This window comes from Pseudomonas sp. 1L-C-7-B-C1, from assembly GCF_057291635.1.
Window position 1 is genome coordinate 83,488 of the sequence record NZ_JBXAWH010000008.1, and the last position, 17,183, is coordinate 100,670.

Here is a 17,183-nt window from a genome sequence, read left to right on the forward strand (position 1 = left end):
ATTCGTGGCCTAAAATCCCTGAAAGCGCGCGCCCGATGCGCGCTTTCATGCTCTTTAATACGAGAACACGAGACTCAGCCGAATGACCCTGAAGACCATCGAAGGTACCTTCATCGCCCCCCTAGGTCGCTATGCCCTGGTGGTTGGCCGCTTCAACAGCTTCGTCGTCGAAAGCCTCGTCAGCGGCGCCGTTGATGCCCTGGTTCGCCATGGCGTGAGCGAAAGCGACATCACCATCATCCGCGCACCGGGCGCGTTCGAAATCCCGCTGGTTGTGCAGAAGGTCGCTCAACGCAGCGAATTCGCCGCCATCATCGCGCTCGGCGCCGTCATCCGTGGCGGCACCCCGCACTTCGAATACGTCGCTGGCGAATGCACCAAGGGCCTATCCCAGGTGTCCATGGAGTTCGGCGTGCCCGTCGCATTTGGCGTCCTGACAGTCGATTCCATCGAGCAGGCGATCGAGCGCTCCGGCACCAAGGCCGGCAACAAAGGCGCTGAAGCTGCCCTGTCCGCCATCGAGATGGTCAGCCTGTTGGCGCAGTTGGAGGCCAAGTGATTAACGACGAAAGCGATCAGTTCAACCCGCGTGATCCACGTGCGGCCGATGCTGGCAAACCATCGAAAAGCGAGAAGCGCCGTGCGGCTCGCCAGATGGCCATGCAGGCCCTGTACCAGCGCCATATGGCTGGCCAGTCGCTGAACGAGATCGAAGCACAGTTTCGCGTCGACAACGATTTCACTTCCGTTGATGCGAGCTATTTCCACGACATCCTCCACGGTGTCCCGGCCAATCAGGACAAGATCGACGCAGCGCTGGCCCCTTGTCTGGACCTGACCATTGAAGAGCTGGACCCGGTTGAGCTGGCGGTATTGCGCCTGTCGACCTGGGAACTGCTGGAGCGCATCGACGTGCCGTACCGCGTGGTCATCAACGAAGGCATCGAGCTGGCGAAAGTCTACGGTTCGACCGATGGCCACAAGTTCGTCAACGGCGTGCTCGACAAGCTGGCTCCGCGTCTGCGCGAAGTCGAAGTGAAGGCGTACAAGCGCTGAGGCTTCTGGGTTTCTCCAGAACCTGAGCGTCTCCGCCATGGGCGAGTTCGAGCTGATCCGCAATTACTTTGCCGCTGCGCCCTGCGCGCAGCCCGGCGAAGGCGTTGCCTTGGGGATCGGCGACGACTGCGCCTTGTTGTCGGTGGCCGCTGGCGAACAACTCGCCGTCTCCACTGACACGCTGGTCGCCGGGGTGCATTTCCCCGACGTCTGCGATCCTTTCTTGCTCGGCCAGCGCGCTCTCGGCGTGTCGGCCAGCGACTTGGCCGCCATGGGCGCCAGCCCCTTCGCATTTACCCTTGCCCTGACCCTGCCGCAGGTTTCCGCCGAGTGGCTGGAAGCTTTCGCCCGCGGTTTGAACACCATGGCCCAGGGCTGTGGCCTGCGCTTGGTTGGCGGCGACACGACACGCGGGCCTCTGAGCCTGACCCTTACTGTCTTCGGTACCGTCCCGACCGGAAAGGCCTTGACCCGCAGCGGCGCACGGCCTGGCGATTTGCTGTGCGTAGGTGGTCCCCTGGGCGACGCGGCCGGGGCGCTGCCGTTGGTGTTGAACCAGCGCAGCACCGAGGCGTCTACCACTCAGGCCTTGCTGACGCGCTACTGGTCGCCACAGCCGCAGTTCGAGTTGGGTATCGCGTTGCGCGGCAAGGCCAGCGCGGCGCTGGACATCTCCGACGGCCTGCTCGCCGATTGCGGACACATCGCCACGGCATCGGGCGTACGCTTGCTTGTTGAGCGCGACCAAGTGCCGATGTCTGACGCGCTGCTGAGATTTTTCGGGCCTGATGCGGCGTTGAATGCCGCGCTCAGTGGGGGCGATGACTACAGACTGGCCTTCACGCTGCCGCCATCATGGCTGGCTGAGTTGCAGGCCGCCGGCTTGCCTGTTTTCGTTCTGGGCCGAGTCGTCGAAGGTCACGGTGTGGCGCTGATTGACGCACTTGGGCAGGACGTCACCCCGTCGACTCGGGGCTATCAACACTTTCAGGAGACACGGTGACAGATCATCCTAATCAGGTCCCGGCGGAAAACGTTCCTCCGTCGGTATGGACCAATCCGTGGCATTTCCTAGCCTTCGGTTTCGGCTCCGGCACACTGCCCAAAGCGCCCGGCACCTGGGGCTCAATGGTTGCTGTGCCCTTTATCCCGTTGTGGCAAATGCTGCCCGACTGGGGCTACTGGCTGGTACTCGGCCTGACCATCCTGTTCGGCTTCTGGCTGTGCGGCAAAGTGGCGGACGACCTGCGCGTCCACGACCATGAAGGCATCGTCTGGGACGAAATGGTCGGGATGTGGATTACCTTGTGGCTGGTGCCCGAAGGTTGGCCTTGGCTGCTGGTCGGTTTTCTGGTGTTCCGCTTTTTCGACATTCTCAAGCCCTGGCCTATTCACTGGATCGACAAGCACGTACACGGCGGCGTCGGCATCATGCTTGATGATGTCCTGGCCGGTGTCTTCGCGTGGCTGGCGATGCAGGGACTGGTCTGGCTGTGGGCCGTGATGTAGGGGCTGCGCTCATGAGGCGTTCAGGTGTGGGATGGCTGCTCGCTGTTTGGTTGCTGATGACAAGCGTCTGGGCGACCGCCGATGCGGCAACCCCCGCACTGATGCCCGACAAGCCCTCCGACATCCTGCTGGTGAGCGAGCACTGGATTGGCTACACCGAAACCGATGGCACCGGTCTGGGTTGGGATCTGATGCGTGAGATCTTCGAACCGGCCGGCGTCAAGGTGGAGCAGCGCATCGAGCCCTATACCCGCGCGGTGGGGCTGGTGCAGCGCGGGGAGGCCGATGCCTGGATCGCCGCCTATCAGGATGAGGTCGAGGGCACGCTCTATTCCAAGTGGCACTACGACACTGACGAAATCTACACGCTGGGTCTGGCGTCCAAGCCGCTGCCTTCGCTGCAGACGTTGGGCAGATATCGTCTGGCCTGGGTCCGTGGCTACGAGTATCAGCACTACCTGCCCAACGTGACGCACTTCAACGAGGTCGCGAGGCGCGATCACATTCTGTCGATGCTCGAATACGGGCGTGCGGATCTGTATATCGACGCCAAACCGGAAATGGACTTCGTGCTTGCCCAAAGCGACGATCCTCAGCGTTATCGGCTGACCTATCTCACCTCCATTCCTTTGTATCTCAGCTTCGCGGACAACCCACGAGGGCGCGCGCTGCGCGATCTATTTGATGCGCGCATGAGCAAACTGGTGCCCAGCGGCAGGCTTCGGCCAATCTTTGCGCGCTGGAAGCATCCGTATCCGTTCGATGCAGAGGATGCTCAGCCTCGCGCTGGCGTCAGTCACTGATCAAACGTGTTGATCTGATTGGCCAACAATTCAGCCTAAGCGTCTCTCGGAACCTGCTGTTACAATGTTGCGAATTTCCAGCCCTCATACTGATCAGGAGCACCCGGTGCCCGTCGTATTTGTCGCGGCTTCCAAGCTGCCTACCCCCTTTGCCACTTTCAAGATGAACGGCTTTCTCGAGCAGGAAAACGGTCGCGAGCACGTCGTACTGACCCTCGGTGATGTGTCGGATGGCGCCCCGGTGCTCGGTCGTGTGCATTCCGAATGCCTGACCGGTGATGCGCTGTTCAGTCAGCGTTGTGATTGCGGTTCCCAACTTGAAGCGGCGTTGCGCGCCATCGCCGCTGAAGGCCGTGGCGTGCTGTTGTACCTGCGCCAGGAAGGCCGCGGCATCGGGCTGATGAACAAGATTCGCGCCTATGAATTGCAGGACGGCGGTGCCGACACCGTTGAAGCCAATGAGCGGCTTGGCTTTGCCGCGGACCAGCGTGATTACGCCATTTGCCTGCCGATGCTGGAGCATCTGGGCATCAAGTCTCTGCGTTTGATGACGAATAATCCGCGCAAGGTCAAAGCGCTCACCGACATGGGCATCACCGTCGCCGAGCGCGTGCCGCTGCACACCGGCCACAATCCGCACAACAAGCTCTATCTGGCGACCAAGGCCGGCAAGCTGGGTCACATGATGGGCAACGAGCATCAGAGCGAAGTCGATCCGGCGTGACACTCGGCAGTCTCTGCTATCGCCCGATGCGGCCTGGAGACGCTTGATGCGCCCACTGATTGGCTGCCTGCTGTTGCTGATCGCCTTTCAGGCCAGCGCTGCCCAGCGGGTGGTCAGCCTCGCACCCTCTCTTACCGAAATCGTTATCGAACTGGATGCCGCCGATCTGTTGGTCGGCGTGCTGGACGGCGGCCCGCGCCCGCAAAAAGTAGTGGGCCTGCCTTCGGTGCGTCGATACGGCCAGCTCGACATCGAGGGTTTGCTCAGTTTGCAGCCTGATCTTCTGCTGCTGTGGCCCGGCAGCGTCAGCGCGGCCCAGCGCGATCAACTCAAGCGCCTGAACATTCCCACCTACACCGCCGAGCCCCACACGCTTAACGAGCTGGCTGATCAGATCGAACAGATGGGCGAGCGCCTTGGCCGCGCTGACCGTGGACAACAGGCCGCGAACGATTTCCGTCAGCGATTGGCCGCATTGCGTGAACGCTATCGGCGTGATGTGCCGCTGAAGGTGTTCTACCAGGTGTGGGATCAGCCGCTTTACACCGTAGGCGGCGGGCAGATCATCAGTGATGCACTGACCGTCTGCGGCGCGCGTAACGTCTTCGATGACCTGACCCTGCCGGCGCCGCAGGTGAGTCTCGAGTCAGTGCTGCAGCGTGACCCGGACGTTATTCTGGCCAGCGACGCTGCGTTGTTGCCGGCATGGAAAACCTGGTCGCAGTTGAAGGCCGTGAAAGCAGGTCGCCTGTTTGCCGTGCCCGATAACGGCTTGGAACGAGCCAGCGGGCAGATGGTGGGCGCGGTGGCAAAGTTGTGCCGCGTGGTGGCGCCAGATCGCTAGATCAGGCGGCTGCAAATCTACAGCTCCGGCGTCCAGGTCACGCCAAACATCCACGTCCGACCCTCTTCGCGATAGCCGTAATTGCTGCCATCGAAGCTGTACAGCGTGCGGCTGTAGCGTTTGTCCAGAGCGTTATCCAGCTTGAACTCCAGCTTCACTTCGTCGCTGGCTTTCCAGCTGCTGCGCAAACCGAACAGCGAGTAGCCGCCGATATGCTGGGTGTTGGCCTCGTCGTTGTAGCTGTCACTGACGGCCTGCCAACTGGCGCCGACGCCGAGGCGATCAAACTGCCGATCAAGATCGAGATTCAAAGTGCGGCGAGCGCGACGGTTGAGCATATGGCCGGTGTCTCGGTCACGTGGGTCGATGACCGACGCGCCTAGCTTGCCGGTCCAGCCAAACAACTGCTGCTCAAGGGATGCTTCAAAACCATTGATCCGTGCCGAGCCGATATTTTCAGGGCGAAAGTCGCTGTCGAGGGCAATCGCGTCCTGCAGGTCCGTGCGATAGAGCGAGGCCTCAAGGCGAGCCGTGTCGCTCAGGCGACTGCGCCATTGCAGTTCGTAGGTTTTCGAATGCTCTGGTTTGAGATTCGGGTTGCTGAAGTCCGGGTAATACAGGTCATTGAATGTCGGCGCTCGGAAGCCCTCGCTGTAGGACAGCAGCACATCGTTGGCGTCATTGAGCGGCACGGTGAGCGTGCCGCTCCAGGTGTTCTGACTGCCGAACTGCTCATTCTGATCGTGGCGCAGGCCCAGCTCGGTCGAAAAGTGCTCACCTTTGAAACGATGCTGAATGAACGCCGCGCGGTTCCAGCGGCTGTCCTCGTCGAACGCCGTGCTGCTGTTGACGCGGTCTTCGTACCAGTCGCCGCCCAGCATCAGGCTGTTGCGCTCGTCCAGGGTCAGATCGTTCTGCCAATTGACCGAGTTGCGGTAGGTGTTGAACACGTAGTGATCGTCGCTCAACTTATCCAGCGTCTTCTCGCGGTTTTCGCTATGGCCGAGCTCCAGGCGGGTTTTCCAGGTCTGGTTGATGCGGGCATCGACGTAGGTGCCGAGGCTGCTCAGGTCAAACTTGCTGTACTGCTGCTGCCCCACGGTATCGAACGTGACCGGGTCGAACAGACCGAACGGGTTGTCGAACTCGGTCTTGCCCCGGTTATCCAGCGCGTTGAAGCCGACTTCCACGTCGTCGCTGAGCCAGTGGCTGAGGTTCAGGCTCAGGGATTTATTGCGGTAGGCGTCGTGGTCGTCATCGCTGGCGAAGGACGGGCCGGTGCGGTCTATGCCTGCCGTTTGATCCAGGCTGGTGCTGAGGTTGAAATGCGTCTGCTGATCGCCGCCCGACAGGCCGAGGCTCTGCTGCTGCGTACCTCGATTGCCGAAACCCTTATGCAGGCGTGCCTGAAGGCCTTGCTCGGCGCCCCGTCGGGTGAAGATCTGGATCACGCCGCCAATGGCGTCAGCGCCGTAGATGACCGAACGTGACCCGCGCAGCACTTCCACGCGCTCGATCTGCTCGACGTCGAGGTATTGCAGGTTACTGTCCGCCGACGTCGCATTGGCAATACGCTGGCCATCGACCAACACCAGACTCTGCGCGGCCTTGGTCCCGCGAATGAAAATTCCCGGCAGACTCCCGCGACCGCCGCTGGGAGCGACTTGCACGCCAGGCACGCGACTCAGCAGGTCGGTGACGCTACTCGGTTGCAGCCGCTCGATGTCGGCGCGGGTGAACACGGTGTTCGCCGCGCTACTGGCGTAACGTTGCTCAACCTGGCGATTGGCGCTGATCAGCACGTTACCCAGCTTTAAGGCGCTTTCGCGATCAGGCTGATCGGCAAAGACCTGCGTGGCGGGGATGAGGGAGAAGGCAAGGGCGACGCGGGAAAGGGTCATTTGATTGATCGCATAACTTGCAGGCGTGACCGGGGTGGACTGCCACCTCGGTCACGCCTGCAAGTGGTTACATCTTCAGCAGGCGCTGGTTGATTGATGCTTCGATCCCGGCGGCATCCAGCCCGCACTCTGCCAGCATCTGCGCCGGTTTTGCGTGCTCGACGTACACATCCGGCAGGCCCAGGTGCAGCACTGACTTGAGAATGTTCTCCCGCGCCAGGAACTCGCTGACCGCGGCGCCGGCACCGCCCATGATGGCGTTTTCTTCGATCGTCACGAGCAAGTCGTGGCTGCTGGCCATTTCGCGCACCAGTGCCTCATCCAGCGGTTTGACGAAGCGCATGTCGACCACGGTCGCGTCGAGCTTTTCCGCCACGATCAGCGCTTCGGTCAACTGAACACCGAACACCAGCATCGCGAGGTTGCTGCCTTGACGACGAACCACGCCCTTGCCGATTTCCAGCGGTTCGAGACTGCTCTCGATCACGGCATTGGGGCCGTTGCCGCGTGGGTAACGCACGGCGGCGGGGCCTTTGAACAGGTGACCGGTGGTCAGCATCTTGCGCAACTCGTTTTCATCGCTCGGCGTCATGATCAGCATGCCGGGGACGCAGCGCAGGTACGACAGATCGAAACTGCCGGCATGGGTCGGGCCGTCTTCGCCCACCAGACCGGCGCGGTCGATGGCGAACAGCACGTCCAGATTCTGCACGGCCACGTCATGAATCAGCTGATCGTAACCGCGTTGCAGGAACGTCGAATAGATCGCCACGACTGGCTTGGCGCCTTCGCAGGCCATGCCCGCCGCCAGCGTCACAGCGTGCTGCTCGGCAATGGCGACGTCGAAATAGCGCTCCGGGTAACGTTCGCTGAACGCCACCAGATCCGAGCCTTCTTTCATGGCGGGCGTGATGCCGACCAGACGCTCGTCCGCTTCAGCCATGTCGCACAGCCACTGGCCGAATACGCCGGAGTACTTCGGCCCGCCGGCTTTTTTAGGCACGACAGGCGCGTTCAGCGGATCGAGTTTGGTGATCGCGTGATAGCCGATCGGATCAACCTCGGCCGGGGCGAAGCCTTTGCCTTTCTTGGTGACCACGTGCAGGAACTGCGGACCCTTGAGGTCACGCATGTTGCGCAGGGTGGCGATCAGGATAGGCAGGTCGTGGCCATCGATCGGGCCGATGTAGTTCCAGCCGAGCTCTTCGAACAGCGTGCCGGGCACCAGCATGCCTTTGGCGTATTCCTCGGTACGACGAGCGATTTCCCACGCGCCGGGCAGACGCGACAGCACTTTCTTGCTGCCTTCACGCATGCTCGTGTAAGTGCGGCTTGAAAGAATTTTCGCCAGGTAGTTCGACAGCCCGCCAACGTTGCGCGAGATCGACATGTCGTTGTCGTTGAGGATCACCAGCATGTCGGCGTTCACTTCGGGCGCGTGGTTCAGTGCCTCGAATGCCATGCCGGCGGTCAGTGCGCCGTCGCCGATTACGGCGATGGACTTGCGCTCACTGCCTTGCAGCCGGGAGGCGATCGCCATGCCCAGCGCGGCGCTGATGGAAGTGCTGGAGTGACCGACGCCGAAGGTGTCGTATTCGCTCTCGCTGCGACGCGGAAATGCCGCAACACCGCCTTTCTGACGCAAGGTCGACATCTGCTCGCGACGACCCGTGAGGATCTTGTGCGGGTACGCCTGATGACCGACGTCCCAGACCAGCCGGTCGTCGGGGGTATCGAAGACGTAGTGCAAGGCCACGGTCAGTTCGATGACGCCGAGGCCGGCGCCGAAGTGGCCGCCGGTCTGGCCAACGGTGTAGAGCAACTCCAGGCGCAGTTCGTCCGCCAGGGCTTCAAGCTCTGCTTCACCTAAGCGGCGCAGGCCGTCCGGCGTCACTGCCTTGTCGAGCAGGGGCGTGGACGGGCGCTCGCGGGGAATCTCTTTGAACGTCGTGGGCATCAGGCGAATCGTTATAAGTAAAAGAGGCGGCAGTTTACCTGATGCATCGCCGGCTGCGCACGATGTGCAGCAATGCGATGTTCAGGGGTAACGTTTACCGGCGAAATCGGGCAGCGGCAGCAAGGGCTGCCTGCACCCGATAAATGCTATGACCTGCGCTTAGTTGCGGCGTTCGACGATATAACGTGCCAGGGCCCGCAAGGGTTCGGCGGCCGCGTCGAACGGTCGCAGCGCCACGAGGGCCTGGTCGCGCAACTCAAGTGCGTAATGTTTGGCTTCTTCCAGGCCGAGCAGCGCGGGGTAGGTCGGCTTGTCACGAGCGATGTCAGCGCCCTGACGTTTCCCCAGCGTGGCGGTATCGCTCTCGACATCGAGAATGTCGTCCTGCACCTGAAACGCCAGGCCGATGGCGCGGGCGTAGATCTGCAGCGAATCAAGCTGGACCTGGGTTGCGTTGCCGCTGGCCAGGGCGCCGAGCCTGACGCTGGCTTCGATCAGTGCGCCGGTCTTGTGCCGGTGCATGAATTCAAGCGCCTTCTGGTCGAGCTTGAGTCCGACCGAGCCGAGATCAATAGCCTGCCCGCCGACCATGCCGGCAGGGCCGGATGCACGGGCGAGGGTGGCGACCATTTTCAGCCGGGTATCGGCGTTTTGCGGGGTCAGTGCGTTGTCGCTCAGCACGCTGAACGCCAGCGTCTGCAGGCCGTCGCCAGCGAGGATCGCGCAGGCTTCGTCAAAGGCTTTGTGGGTGGTGGGCAGGCCGCGACGCAAATCGTCGTCGTCCATGGCTGGCAGGTCGTCGTGCACCAGCGAATACGCGTGGATCAGCTCCACCGCGCAGGCGGCGCCGTTGGCGTGCTCGGCGTTGCCGCCCAAGGCTTCGCAGGCGGCGTAAACCAGCAGCGGGCGCACGCGCTTGCCGCCATTGGTGACGCTGTAGCGCATGGCGGCGTAAAGGCGGGTCAATTCAGGGGCGGGCGCATCGAACAGAGTCTCCAGCGCCGCGTTGACGCGAGCCTGGCTGAGTGCCTGATACGCCGCGATCATTCCGGCTGTTCCGCGTCGAACGGCTCTTCGGCGAGCTCGCCGTCGCGCTCCAGCAAGACCTGCACTTTCTGCTCGGCCTGGGCCAGCGCGCTCTGGCACTCGCGGGTCAGGCGGATGCCTTGTTCGAAGGCGGTCAGTGAGTCTTCCAGCGACAGCTCACCGTTCTCCAGACGCTCGACGAGCGTTTGCAAATCCGTGAGGGACTGTTCGAAATCCAGTGCAGCTTTCTTGCGGGCCATGGCGGCTATCCCGGTAGACGTTAAACCGGCGCGACACTAGCAGAGCGCAAGCATCGGGGCAAATGAGAAGGGGGGCACAGGTGACGGCTTGCCGTGCATCACTCCCACAGGAATTGCATCTGCCTCGCGGTTGTTGGCTGCAGATGATGGACATGTGGGAGTCAAGCTTGCTCGCGAAGGGGGCCGAACATTCGCTAAATCTTCAGCGGCCGTAATATCGTCTTCGCGAGCAAGCTCACTCCTACAGGAGTTGCATCTGCCTCGCGGATGTTGGCTGCAGATGATGGACATGTGGGAGTCGAGCTTGCTCGCGAAAGGGGCCGAACATCCGCTAAATCTTCAGCGGCTGTAATACCGTCTTCGCGAGCAAGCTCACTCCTACAGGAGTTGCATCTGCCTCGCGGATGTCGGCTGCAGATGATGGACATGTGGGAGTCGAGCTTGCTCGCGAAGAGGGCCGAACATTCGCTAAATCTTCAGCGGCTGTAATACCGTCCTCGCGAGCAAGCTCACTCCTGCTGCGCGTTCGCGCGACTGACTATGCCTGCACGATCAACGAGTCGGCGCAGGCGCGGCGTCGATCTTCACCCGCAGCAGGCTGTAGGGCTTTTCGCGCAGATCCTTGCCGTCGTGGAAACCGGCCTGGCGCTGCAACTGGTTGGCGATGAAATACAGGTAGCCATCCGGCCCAACCGACAGGGTGTCCGGCCACAGCACGCGAGGGTCGTGAACGATGGTCTGCCAGCTGCCGTCGGCCAGGCGTTTGCGGATGCCGTTGTGCTCGTAGTCGCCGGCGTAGACCGCGCCGTTGGCGTCTGATTCCAGACCGTCCGAGGCACCTTTTTCGCCGAGGTCTTTAACCGCAGCGTTCAGTTGCGCCTCGCTCACGCTGGCATCGCGCAGCATCTCGGTGGGTACGGCAAACAGGTGGCGGCTGGAAAGTGCGCTGAAGTACAGCGTCTTGCCGTCAGCGGAGAGAGCGATGCCATCAGACGCAACACCCATGGTTTTCGGCTTGCCGTCCGGGCCTTTGCTGACCAGCGCGGCCTGGCCTTCGACCACTGGTTTGAAATCAGGGTCGACCGAAGTCGATTTCGCGCCGTTCAAGCGACGGGTCGCCTTGCCGCTGGCGATGTCCATGACGATGATCGCGCCGGGCCCGGAGACCGACGAATCCGTGACATAGACCGTGCCTTCCTTGCCGCTGCGAAAATCAAAGCGCATGTCGTTGACGTAGGTGCTCGGCAGGATGACGTTGGTCGGGAAGACCAGCGTCTTGACCACTTTGTTACTGGCCAGATCAACCGCCACCAGCTTGGCGCCGCCGGCTTTTGGTGCGGCGAAATTCGGCGCAGCGGTGTCCAGCAGCCAGACGCGGCCCTGACCGTCGGCGACCACGCTCTGCACGCTGATCAGCCCTATGGCCGGGTCTTTGGGGTCTTCTTTGTTAATGGCTGCATCGGGATAGGCGACAACCTTGCCGTCGCGGATTTCGCCCACGGTGAACGGCACGTCGTCGCCCCAGTGCGGGAAGTTGACGAAGATGCGCCCGGTTTCCGTCACGGTCACGCCGGTGGGCATGGCGTCGTGGAAGGCGAACACCTGCTCAAGCTGACCGATGGTCTTCTCCGCCGGCGCATTGGCGGGCAGGGCGGTGGCGGGGGTTGCGGTCGTGGCGGCGATGCCGGTCTGGCTGATCAAAGCGACTGACAGGGCCAGCGCCGACAACATCACGTTCTGCTTCATGGACACAAACGGCTCCCGGCCTGCCGCAGCAGGCCATTCAAATAATGAAAACAGGTTCAGAAACCTTCGAGGACGATCTTGCCCTTGGCCTTGCCGCTTTCGATGACGGCGTGGGCGCGACGCAGGTTCTCGGCATTGATCGCGCCGAAATGCTCACCAAGGGTGGTCTTCAGCACACCCTGGTCGATCAGGTCGGCGACGCGATTGAGCAGTTCATGCTGGGCAATCATGTCCGGGGTTTCGTAGAGCGAGCGGGTGAACATCAGTTCCCAGTGCAGCGACAGCGCCTTGCGTTTCATCGGCACCACGTCGAGGGATTTCGGGTCATCGATCAGCGCCAGCTGGCCTTGTGGCTTCAGGGCTTCGATCAGCTGCGTGAAGTACGAATCGGTGTGGGTCAGGCTGGCGACATGACTCACCTGGCCGACGCCGATCCGGTTCAGTTGCTCGACCAGCGGCTGGCTGTGATCGATGACGTGGTGGGCGCCCAGGCTTTCGACCCATTCGCGGGTTTCCGGACGCGACGCTGTCCCGATCACGGTCAGTTTGGTCAGTTGGCGGGCCAGTTGCACCAGAATCGACCCGACGCCGCCACCGGCACCGATGATCAACAGGCTGTCACCTTCGCCGCCGCCTTCTTCAACGCCCAGACGGTCAAACAGCAACTCCCACGCGGTGATCGAGGTCAGCGGCAGCGCGGCGGCGTGGGCGTTGTCGAGGCTCTTGGGTTTGTGCCCGACGATGCGCTCGTCGACGAGGTGGAATTCGCTGTAGCTGCCAGGACGGGCGATGGAGCCGGCGTAGAACACTTCGTCCCCGGCTTTGAACAGGGTGACGTCGCTGCCCGTTTCACGCACAACCCCGACGGCGTCCCAGCCGACCACTTTGGGTTCGGTGGCGGCAGAGCCGGCGCGGATTTTGGTGTCGACCGGGTTGACCGAAATCGCTTTGACTTCGACCAGCAAATCGCGAGGGCCGGGCGTCGGCTTGGGCAGGTCCATGTCGAGCAGCGAATTGGGGTCTTCGATGGGCAGACCGTGCTGGGTGAAGGCGATGGCTTTCATGGCGATCTCTCTAATCAATGAACAGAAGGTGGCTTAAACGTTGGACCCATCTTGTTCTTGTTCGTCATGCTGAAAAACCAGCAGAATCCGGCAACACTTTCACGGCTGGAGTGAAGATGATCCGTATCGACGACCTGACCCTCTTCGTCCGCACCGCTGCGCTGGGCAGCTTCTCCAATGCCGCGCGGGAGGTGGATCTGTTGCCGGGGCAAGTGGCGGCAGCCATCAAGCGCCTCGAACGGGAGCTGGATATCCGGCTGTTTGCCCGTTCCACGCGCAGCCTGCGCCTCACCGCCGAAGGCGAGCAGTACCTGCCGACCGCCCAGACGGTGCTCGATGCCTTACGGGATGGCCGGGAAAAGCTGCGGCGGGAAAGTGCCGAGCTGCAGGGCACGTTGCAAGTGGCCGCGCCTTCGGATCTGGGGCGAAACATGCTGCTGCCCTGGCTGACGGATTTCCGCAGTCAGCACCCGGCGCTGAATCTGCGTCTGTTCATCTCCGATCAAGTGGCCGATCTGTTTCGCGATCCGGTGGACGTTGCCATTCGCTACGGCGTGATCGAAGACGCCAACTACATCGCGTTGGCCTTGGCGCCGTGGAATCGCCGGGTGTTGGTGGCGTCGCCGGAGTATCTGGCGCGCAAGGGCCGGCCCATGGTCTCGGACGACTTGCTGCGGCACGAGTGTTTGCTGTTCACCCTGGCGGGGCGGGTGTACGACAAGTGGCGGCTCGGTGGTCGGGTGTTTTCGGTGTCAGGCCCGTTGCTTACCGATGACGCGGATCTGGTGAGGCGTTGGGCGGTGGCGGGGCAGGGTGTGGCGTACAAGTCGTGGCTGGATGTCTGCGAGGACGTGCACGCCGGGCGGCTGGAAGTGTTGCTGCCGGATTACCCGGGCGAGCCGACTCCACTCAACCTGATCTGCCCGCACCGCAAACAGTTTTCCCCGGCGGTGCAGCAGTTGCATTCACTGTTGAAAAACCGCTTCGCCGGAATGGAGAAGGGGTTGCCGGCGTTGTTGTGAGGATGAGTTGTGATCGTTCCCACGCAGAGCGTGGGAACGATCAAACGCAATCATTGTGGGAGTGAGCTTGCTCACGAATACGGCATTCCAACCGCTGAAGATTTGGCGGATGTACTGGCCTCTTCGCGAGCAAGCTCACTCCCACAAGTCATATGCCGGGCGACACAATCTGCGGTGTCAATGGGAATGCCGCGGCTCGCCACTCCGTGCAATCACCCGCAAATGCAAGGTCGCCGGTTCCAGGCATCCGCCGGTGGAGAGTTGCCCCACCAACTGCCGATACAGCTCCTGCCACGGGGTTTGCGAGGCGGGCATCTTCGGCTCGAACAGCGCGCGGCGTGCAGCCATTTCCTCGTCGCTGACCAGCACGTTGACGCTGCGGTTGTTCAGATCCACGCGCAGCCGGTCATTGGTTTTCAGCAACGCAAGGCCACCGCCCACCGCCGCTTCCGGCGACATGTTCAGGATCGAGGGGCTGGCCGACGTGCCGCTCTGCCGGCCATCGCCCAGGCACGGCAACGAGTCGATGCCCTGTTTGATCAGCGCAGACGGCGGCGCCATGTTCACCACCTCGGCACTGCCGGGATAGCCGACTGTGCCAGCGCCACGGATCACCAGAATGCAGCGCTCGTCGATTTCCAGCGAAGGGTCGTTGATCCGCGCGTGATAATCCTCGGGGCCCTCAAACACAATGGCCCGCGCCTCGAAGCTGTTCTCCGCGCCCGGCTCGGACAGATAGGTCTTGCGGAACGCCTCGCCGACCACCGACATCTTCATGATCGCGCTGTCGAAAAAATTGCCGCTCAACACGATGAAACCGGCGCGGTGCTTGAGCGGGTCTTCATACGGACGGATCACGTCGGCGTCGTGGGCGACGGCGTTACGCACGATGTCACCGATGGTCTTGCCGGAGACCGTGCCGCAGTCTTCGTGCAGCTTGCCGGCCTTCTGCAACTCGTGCATCACCGCTGGCACGCCGCCTGCGCGGTGGAAGCCTTCGCCCAGGTACTTCCCGGCGGGCATGCAGTTGACCAGCAACGGCACGTCTTCGCCGATGCGCTGCCAGTCGTCGAGGCTCAACTCGACGCCCATGTGCCGGGCGATGGCGATCAGGTGCGGCGGGCAGTTGCTCGAAGCACCCAGGGCCGAGGCCACCGCGATCGCGTTTTCAAAGGCTTCGCGGGTCATGATCTGCGAAGGACGCACGTCTTGGCGGACCAGATCGCAGATGCGCTTACCGGTCATGTAGGCCATCTGCCCGCGCTCGCGGTACGCCGCCGGAATGCTCGCGCAGCCGGGCAGCGACATGCCCAGTGCCTCCGCCAGCGCGTTCATCGAAAGCGCGGTGCCCATGGTGTTGCAGTGGCCCACCGACGGTGACGCCGCCGTGGTCATTTCCATGAAGCCTTCGTAATTAATCTCGCCGGCCGCCATCAAATTCCGCGCGTGCCACAGCACCGTGCCGGAACCAATCAACTCGCCCTTGTGACGACCGTCGAGCATCGGCCCGCCGGACAACACGATGGCTGGCAGGTCGGTGGTCGCCGCCGCCATCAGGCAAGCTGGCGTGGTTTTGTCGCAGCCGGTGGTCAGGACAACGCCGTCCAGCGGGTAGCCGTGAAGAATTTCCACCAGCCCGAGGTACGCCAGATTGCGGTCCAGGGCAGCGGTCGGGCGGCGCGTCTGCTCAGCCATCGGATGCACCGGAAATTCCATCGGAATCCCGCCCGCATCGCGAATGCCGGCCTTGACCCGCTGGGCGAGCTCCAGGTGATGGCGATTGCAGGGCGCCAGATCAGAGCCGGTCTGAGCGATACCGATAATCGGTCGGCCGGATTGCAGCTCCTCGCGGGTCAGGCCGTAGTTCATGTAGCGCTCGACGTACAGCGCCGTCATGTCAGCGTGTTCCGGATCATCGAACCATTGCTGGCTGCGAAGGGGGCGTTTCGGCGTGTCGGACATGGTTCGGGTCTCTCTTGGAATTAGGTGTGCTGCGTAAGGTGTTCAGCGTTACAACAAACCGCGTACGGCGAGGTTGCGCAGCAGCGCGCCGACGCCGAACGTCCACGGCGCCGCGTCGCTGCTGTGGGTCACCTCATTGTGCAGGCCGCCGAACAGGCTGCTGCTGATACTGACCTGATCGCCCAACTTGTGGGTAAAACCTCCGCCGGCATGGTCGCGGTCGGCGGTCGGGGCGAAGAGGGTGCCGAGAAACAGCAGGAAACCATCCGGGTATTGGTGGTTGGCATTGAGCGCCTGGCCAGCGATGTCGGCCGGATCGCGGCTGATCTGCGACATGGAGCTTGAGCCTTTCATGACATAACCGTCGTTGCCTTTCACCTGCAGATCGACCACGCAGTTGCGCACGTCTTCCAGGGAAAAGGTTTCGTCGAACAGTCGAATGAACGGGCCGATCGAGCACGAGGCGTTGTTGTCCTTGGCCTTGCTCAAAAGCAGCGCGCTGCGCCCTTCGAAGTCCCGCAGGTTGACGTCGTTGCCCAGTGTCGCGCCGTGGATCTGCCCGCGGCTGTTCACTGCCAGCACCACTTCCGGCTCGGGGTTGTTCCACTCTGATTTCGGATGAATGCCCACCTGGCTGCCACTGCCCACCGCTGCCAGCACCGGCGCTTTGGTGAAAATCTCGGCGTCCGGCCCGATGCCGACCTCAAGGTATTGCGACCACATGCCTTGCTCGATCAGCAGCGCCTTGAGTGTGCTGGCTTGTTCGGAGCCCGGTTTGATGTTGCGCAGGTTGTCGCCGATCGCGTTCTGCACGATGGCGCGTACGCTCTCCGCCTTGGCCGGGTCGCCCGCCGCCTGCTCCTCGATCACCCGCTCGATCATGCTTGCGGCGAAGGTCACCCCTGCGGCCTTGATCACTTGCAAGTCCGCTGGCGCCAGCAGGTACGGTTTGTTGGGATCAGGCGTCGCGGTCGAATTCGCCAGCAATTCTTCGAGGCTGGCGACGCGCGTGCCCTGGGCTTCGCGTACCGCAGCTACCGGCGATTCCAGCTCCAGCAAGTTGCTCAACGTGGCAAAGCTCGACGAAAGATCGAACACCCCATCACTGCGCAACACCACGGGCGACGGGCCGCCGACTTTACCGGGCACCCAGGCGCGGCCGATCAACGTGCCATTCAGGCCGTCGGCGGGGAGGGTGTTTTCGGGAGTGAGCTGAATCGGCATGGTGAAGTCCTCAACGCTTTTTATGGTTTATCAGCGACCCTAATCAGCACCGGCGATAAACTCCAATGACATCTGCTTAATAATC

General features: G+C 62.3%; 16 protein-coding genes. 8 read left to right on the plus strand and 8 right to left on the minus strand.

The genetic code is table 11. The features are described from left to right. Positions 1-82 precede the first annotated feature (82 nt). From ribH to AC0Z8Z_RS14025, 7 genes are all read left to right on the plus strand, one after another. A complete protein-coding gene (gene ribH, locus AC0Z8Z_RS13995; RefSeq protein WP_485619491.1) occupies positions 83-559 on the plus strand; it encodes a 6,7-dimethyl-8-ribityllumazine synthase in 477 nt (158 codons plus the stop codon). Further along, positions 556-1,056, plus strand: coding sequence for a transcription antitermination factor NusB (gene nusB, locus AC0Z8Z_RS14000; protein WP_172609855.1), 501 nt, complete (start codon positions 556-558; stop codon positions 1,054-1,056). The genes ribH and nusB overlap by 4 nt, the downstream gene beginning before the upstream one ends. Positions 1,057-1,093: 37 nt before the next feature. Next, entirely contained in the window at positions 1,094-2,059 is a 966-nt protein-coding gene (gene thiL / locus AC0Z8Z_RS14005; protein ID WP_485619492.1) for a thiamine-phosphate kinase, read from the plus strand. Further along, positions 2,056-2,565 carry a phosphatidylglycerophosphatase A family protein gene (locus tag AC0Z8Z_RS14010; protein ID WP_122536850.1) on the plus strand — a complete coding sequence of 170 codons (510 nt, stop codon included), beginning with the start codon at positions 2,056-2,058 and terminating at the stop codon, positions 2,563-2,565. The genes thiL and AC0Z8Z_RS14010 overlap by 4 nt, the downstream gene beginning before the upstream one ends. Before the next feature lie 11 nt (positions 2,566-2,576). Then, complete coding sequence (locus AC0Z8Z_RS14015; RefSeq protein WP_485619493.1) at positions 2,577-3,368, plus strand: substrate-binding periplasmic protein; 792 nt, start codon at positions 2,577-2,579, stop codon at positions 3,366-3,368. A 106-nt stretch (positions 3,369-3,474) separates the two neighbouring features. Then, positions 3,475-4,092: a GTP cyclohydrolase II gene (gene ribA / locus AC0Z8Z_RS14020; RefSeq protein ID WP_163022095.1), complete on the plus strand. Its 618-nt coding sequence runs from the start codon at positions 3,475-3,477 to the stop codon at positions 4,090-4,092. 43 nt (positions 4,093-4,135) lie between these two features. After that, complete coding sequence (locus AC0Z8Z_RS14025) at positions 4,136-4,936, plus strand: cobalamin-binding protein (protein ID WP_485619494.1); 801 nt, start codon at positions 4,136-4,138, stop codon at positions 4,934-4,936. Positions 4,937-4,953: 17 nt separating this feature from the next. Here the strand turns inward: AC0Z8Z_RS14025 and AC0Z8Z_RS14030 are convergent, their stop codons facing one another. The 6 genes from AC0Z8Z_RS14030 to AC0Z8Z_RS14055 form a co-directional block, all read right to left on the minus strand. After that, complete coding sequence (locus AC0Z8Z_RS14030; RefSeq protein ID WP_485619495.1) at positions 4,954-6,837, minus strand: TonB-dependent receptor domain-containing protein; 1,884 nt, start codon at positions 6,835-6,837, stop codon at positions 4,954-4,956. Between the two features lie 67 nt (positions 6,838-6,904). Next, a complete protein-coding gene (gene dxs, locus AC0Z8Z_RS14035; protein ID WP_485619496.1) occupies positions 6,905-8,794 on the minus strand; it encodes a 1-deoxy-D-xylulose-5-phosphate synthase in 1,890 nt (629 codons plus the stop codon). 159 nt (positions 8,795-8,953) lie between these two features. Then, positions 8,954-9,841 carry a (2E,6E)-farnesyl diphosphate synthase gene (gene ispA / locus AC0Z8Z_RS14040; RefSeq protein WP_172609849.1) on the minus strand — a complete coding sequence of 296 codons (888 nt, stop codon included), beginning with the start codon at positions 9,839-9,841 and terminating at the stop codon, positions 8,954-8,956. After that, positions 9,838-10,080 carry an exodeoxyribonuclease VII small subunit gene (locus AC0Z8Z_RS14045; RefSeq protein ID WP_062384761.1) on the minus strand — a complete coding sequence of 81 codons (243 nt, stop codon included), beginning with the start codon at positions 10,078-10,080 and terminating at the stop codon, positions 9,838-9,840. The genes ispA and AC0Z8Z_RS14045 overlap by 4 nt, the downstream gene beginning before the upstream one ends. Positions 10,081-10,632: 552 nt before the next feature. Then, entirely contained in the window at positions 10,633-11,826 is a 1,194-nt protein-coding gene (locus AC0Z8Z_RS14050; protein WP_485619603.1) for an L-dopachrome tautomerase-related protein, read from the minus strand. A 56-nt stretch (positions 11,827-11,882) separates the two neighbouring features. After that, positions 11,883-12,890, minus strand: a complete 1,008-nt coding sequence (locus AC0Z8Z_RS14055; protein ID WP_485619497.1) for a zinc-binding alcohol dehydrogenase family protein — start codon at positions 12,888-12,890, stop codon at positions 11,883-11,885. A gap of 116 nt (positions 12,891-13,006) precedes the next feature. Between AC0Z8Z_RS14055 and AC0Z8Z_RS14060 the strand changes: the two genes are divergently transcribed. Beyond that, positions 13,007-13,912 (plus strand): LysR family transcriptional regulator, encoded by a 906-nt coding sequence (locus AC0Z8Z_RS14060; RefSeq protein ID WP_485619498.1) that lies wholly within the window; start codon positions 13,007-13,009, stop codon positions 13,910-13,912. Positions 13,913-14,089: 177 nt separating this feature from the next. Here the strand turns inward: AC0Z8Z_RS14060 and AC0Z8Z_RS14065 are convergent, their stop codons facing one another. Together AC0Z8Z_RS14065 and AC0Z8Z_RS14070 are read right to left on the minus strand one after the other, a co-directional pair. Then, positions 14,090-15,874: an IlvD/Edd family dehydratase gene (locus AC0Z8Z_RS14065; protein WP_122536859.1), complete on the minus strand. Its 1,785-nt coding sequence runs from the start codon at positions 15,872-15,874 to the stop codon at positions 14,090-14,092. 48 nt (positions 15,875-15,922) lie between these two features. Further along, positions 15,923-17,098, minus strand: a complete 1,176-nt coding sequence (locus AC0Z8Z_RS14070; protein ID WP_485619499.1) for a fumarylacetoacetate hydrolase family protein — start codon at positions 17,096-17,098, stop codon at positions 15,923-15,925. Positions 17,099-17,183 lie beyond the last annotated feature (85 nt).

What these genes read in the sequence shown, in the direction of transcription:
- ribH (WP_485619491.1), top strand. Translation starts at nt 83, where the DNA reads ATGACCCTGAAGACCATCGAAGGTACCTTCATCGCCCCCCTAGGTCGC.
- thiL (WP_485619492.1), top strand. Translation starts at nt 1,094, where the DNA reads ATGGGCGAGTTCGAGCTGATCCGCAATTACTTTGCCGCTGCGCCCTGC.
- AC0Z8Z_RS14015 (WP_485619493.1), top strand. Translation starts at nt 2,577, where the DNA reads ATGAGGCGTTCAGGTGTGGGATGGCTGCTCGCTGTTTGGTTGCTGATG.
- AC0Z8Z_RS14030 (WP_485619495.1), bottom strand. Translation starts at nt 6,837, where the DNA reads ATGACCCTTTCCCGCGTCGCCCTTGCCTTCTCCCTCATCCCCGCCACG.
- dxs (WP_485619496.1), bottom strand. Translation starts at nt 8,794, where the DNA reads ATGCCCACGACGTTCAAAGAGATTCCCCGCGAGCGCCCGTCCACGCCC.
- ispA (WP_172609849.1), bottom strand. Translation starts at nt 9,841, where the DNA reads ATGATCGCGGCGTATCAGGCACTCAGCCAGGCTCGCGTCAACGCGGCG.
- AC0Z8Z_RS14045 (WP_062384761.1), bottom strand. Translation starts at nt 10,080, where the DNA reads ATGGCCCGCAAGAAAGCTGCACTGGATTTCGAACAGTCCCTCACGGAT.
- AC0Z8Z_RS14050 (WP_485619603.1), bottom strand. Translation starts at nt 11,826, where the DNA reads ATGAAGCAGAACGTGATGTTGTCGGCGCTGGCCCTGTCAGTCGCTTTG.
- AC0Z8Z_RS14055 (WP_485619497.1), bottom strand. Translation starts at nt 12,890, where the DNA reads ATGAAAGCCATCGCCTTCACCCAGCACGGTCTGCCCATCGAAGACCCC.
- AC0Z8Z_RS14060 (WP_485619498.1), top strand. Translation starts at nt 13,007, where the DNA reads ATGATCCGTATCGACGACCTGACCCTCTTCGTCCGCACCGCTGCGCTG.
- AC0Z8Z_RS14065 (WP_122536859.1), bottom strand. Translation starts at nt 15,874, where the DNA reads ATGTCCGACACGCCGAAACGCCCCCTTCGCAGCCAGCAATGGTTCGAT.
- AC0Z8Z_RS14070 (WP_485619499.1), bottom strand. Translation starts at nt 17,098, where the DNA reads ATGCCGATTCAGCTCACTCCCGAAAACACCCTCCCCGCCGACGGCCTG.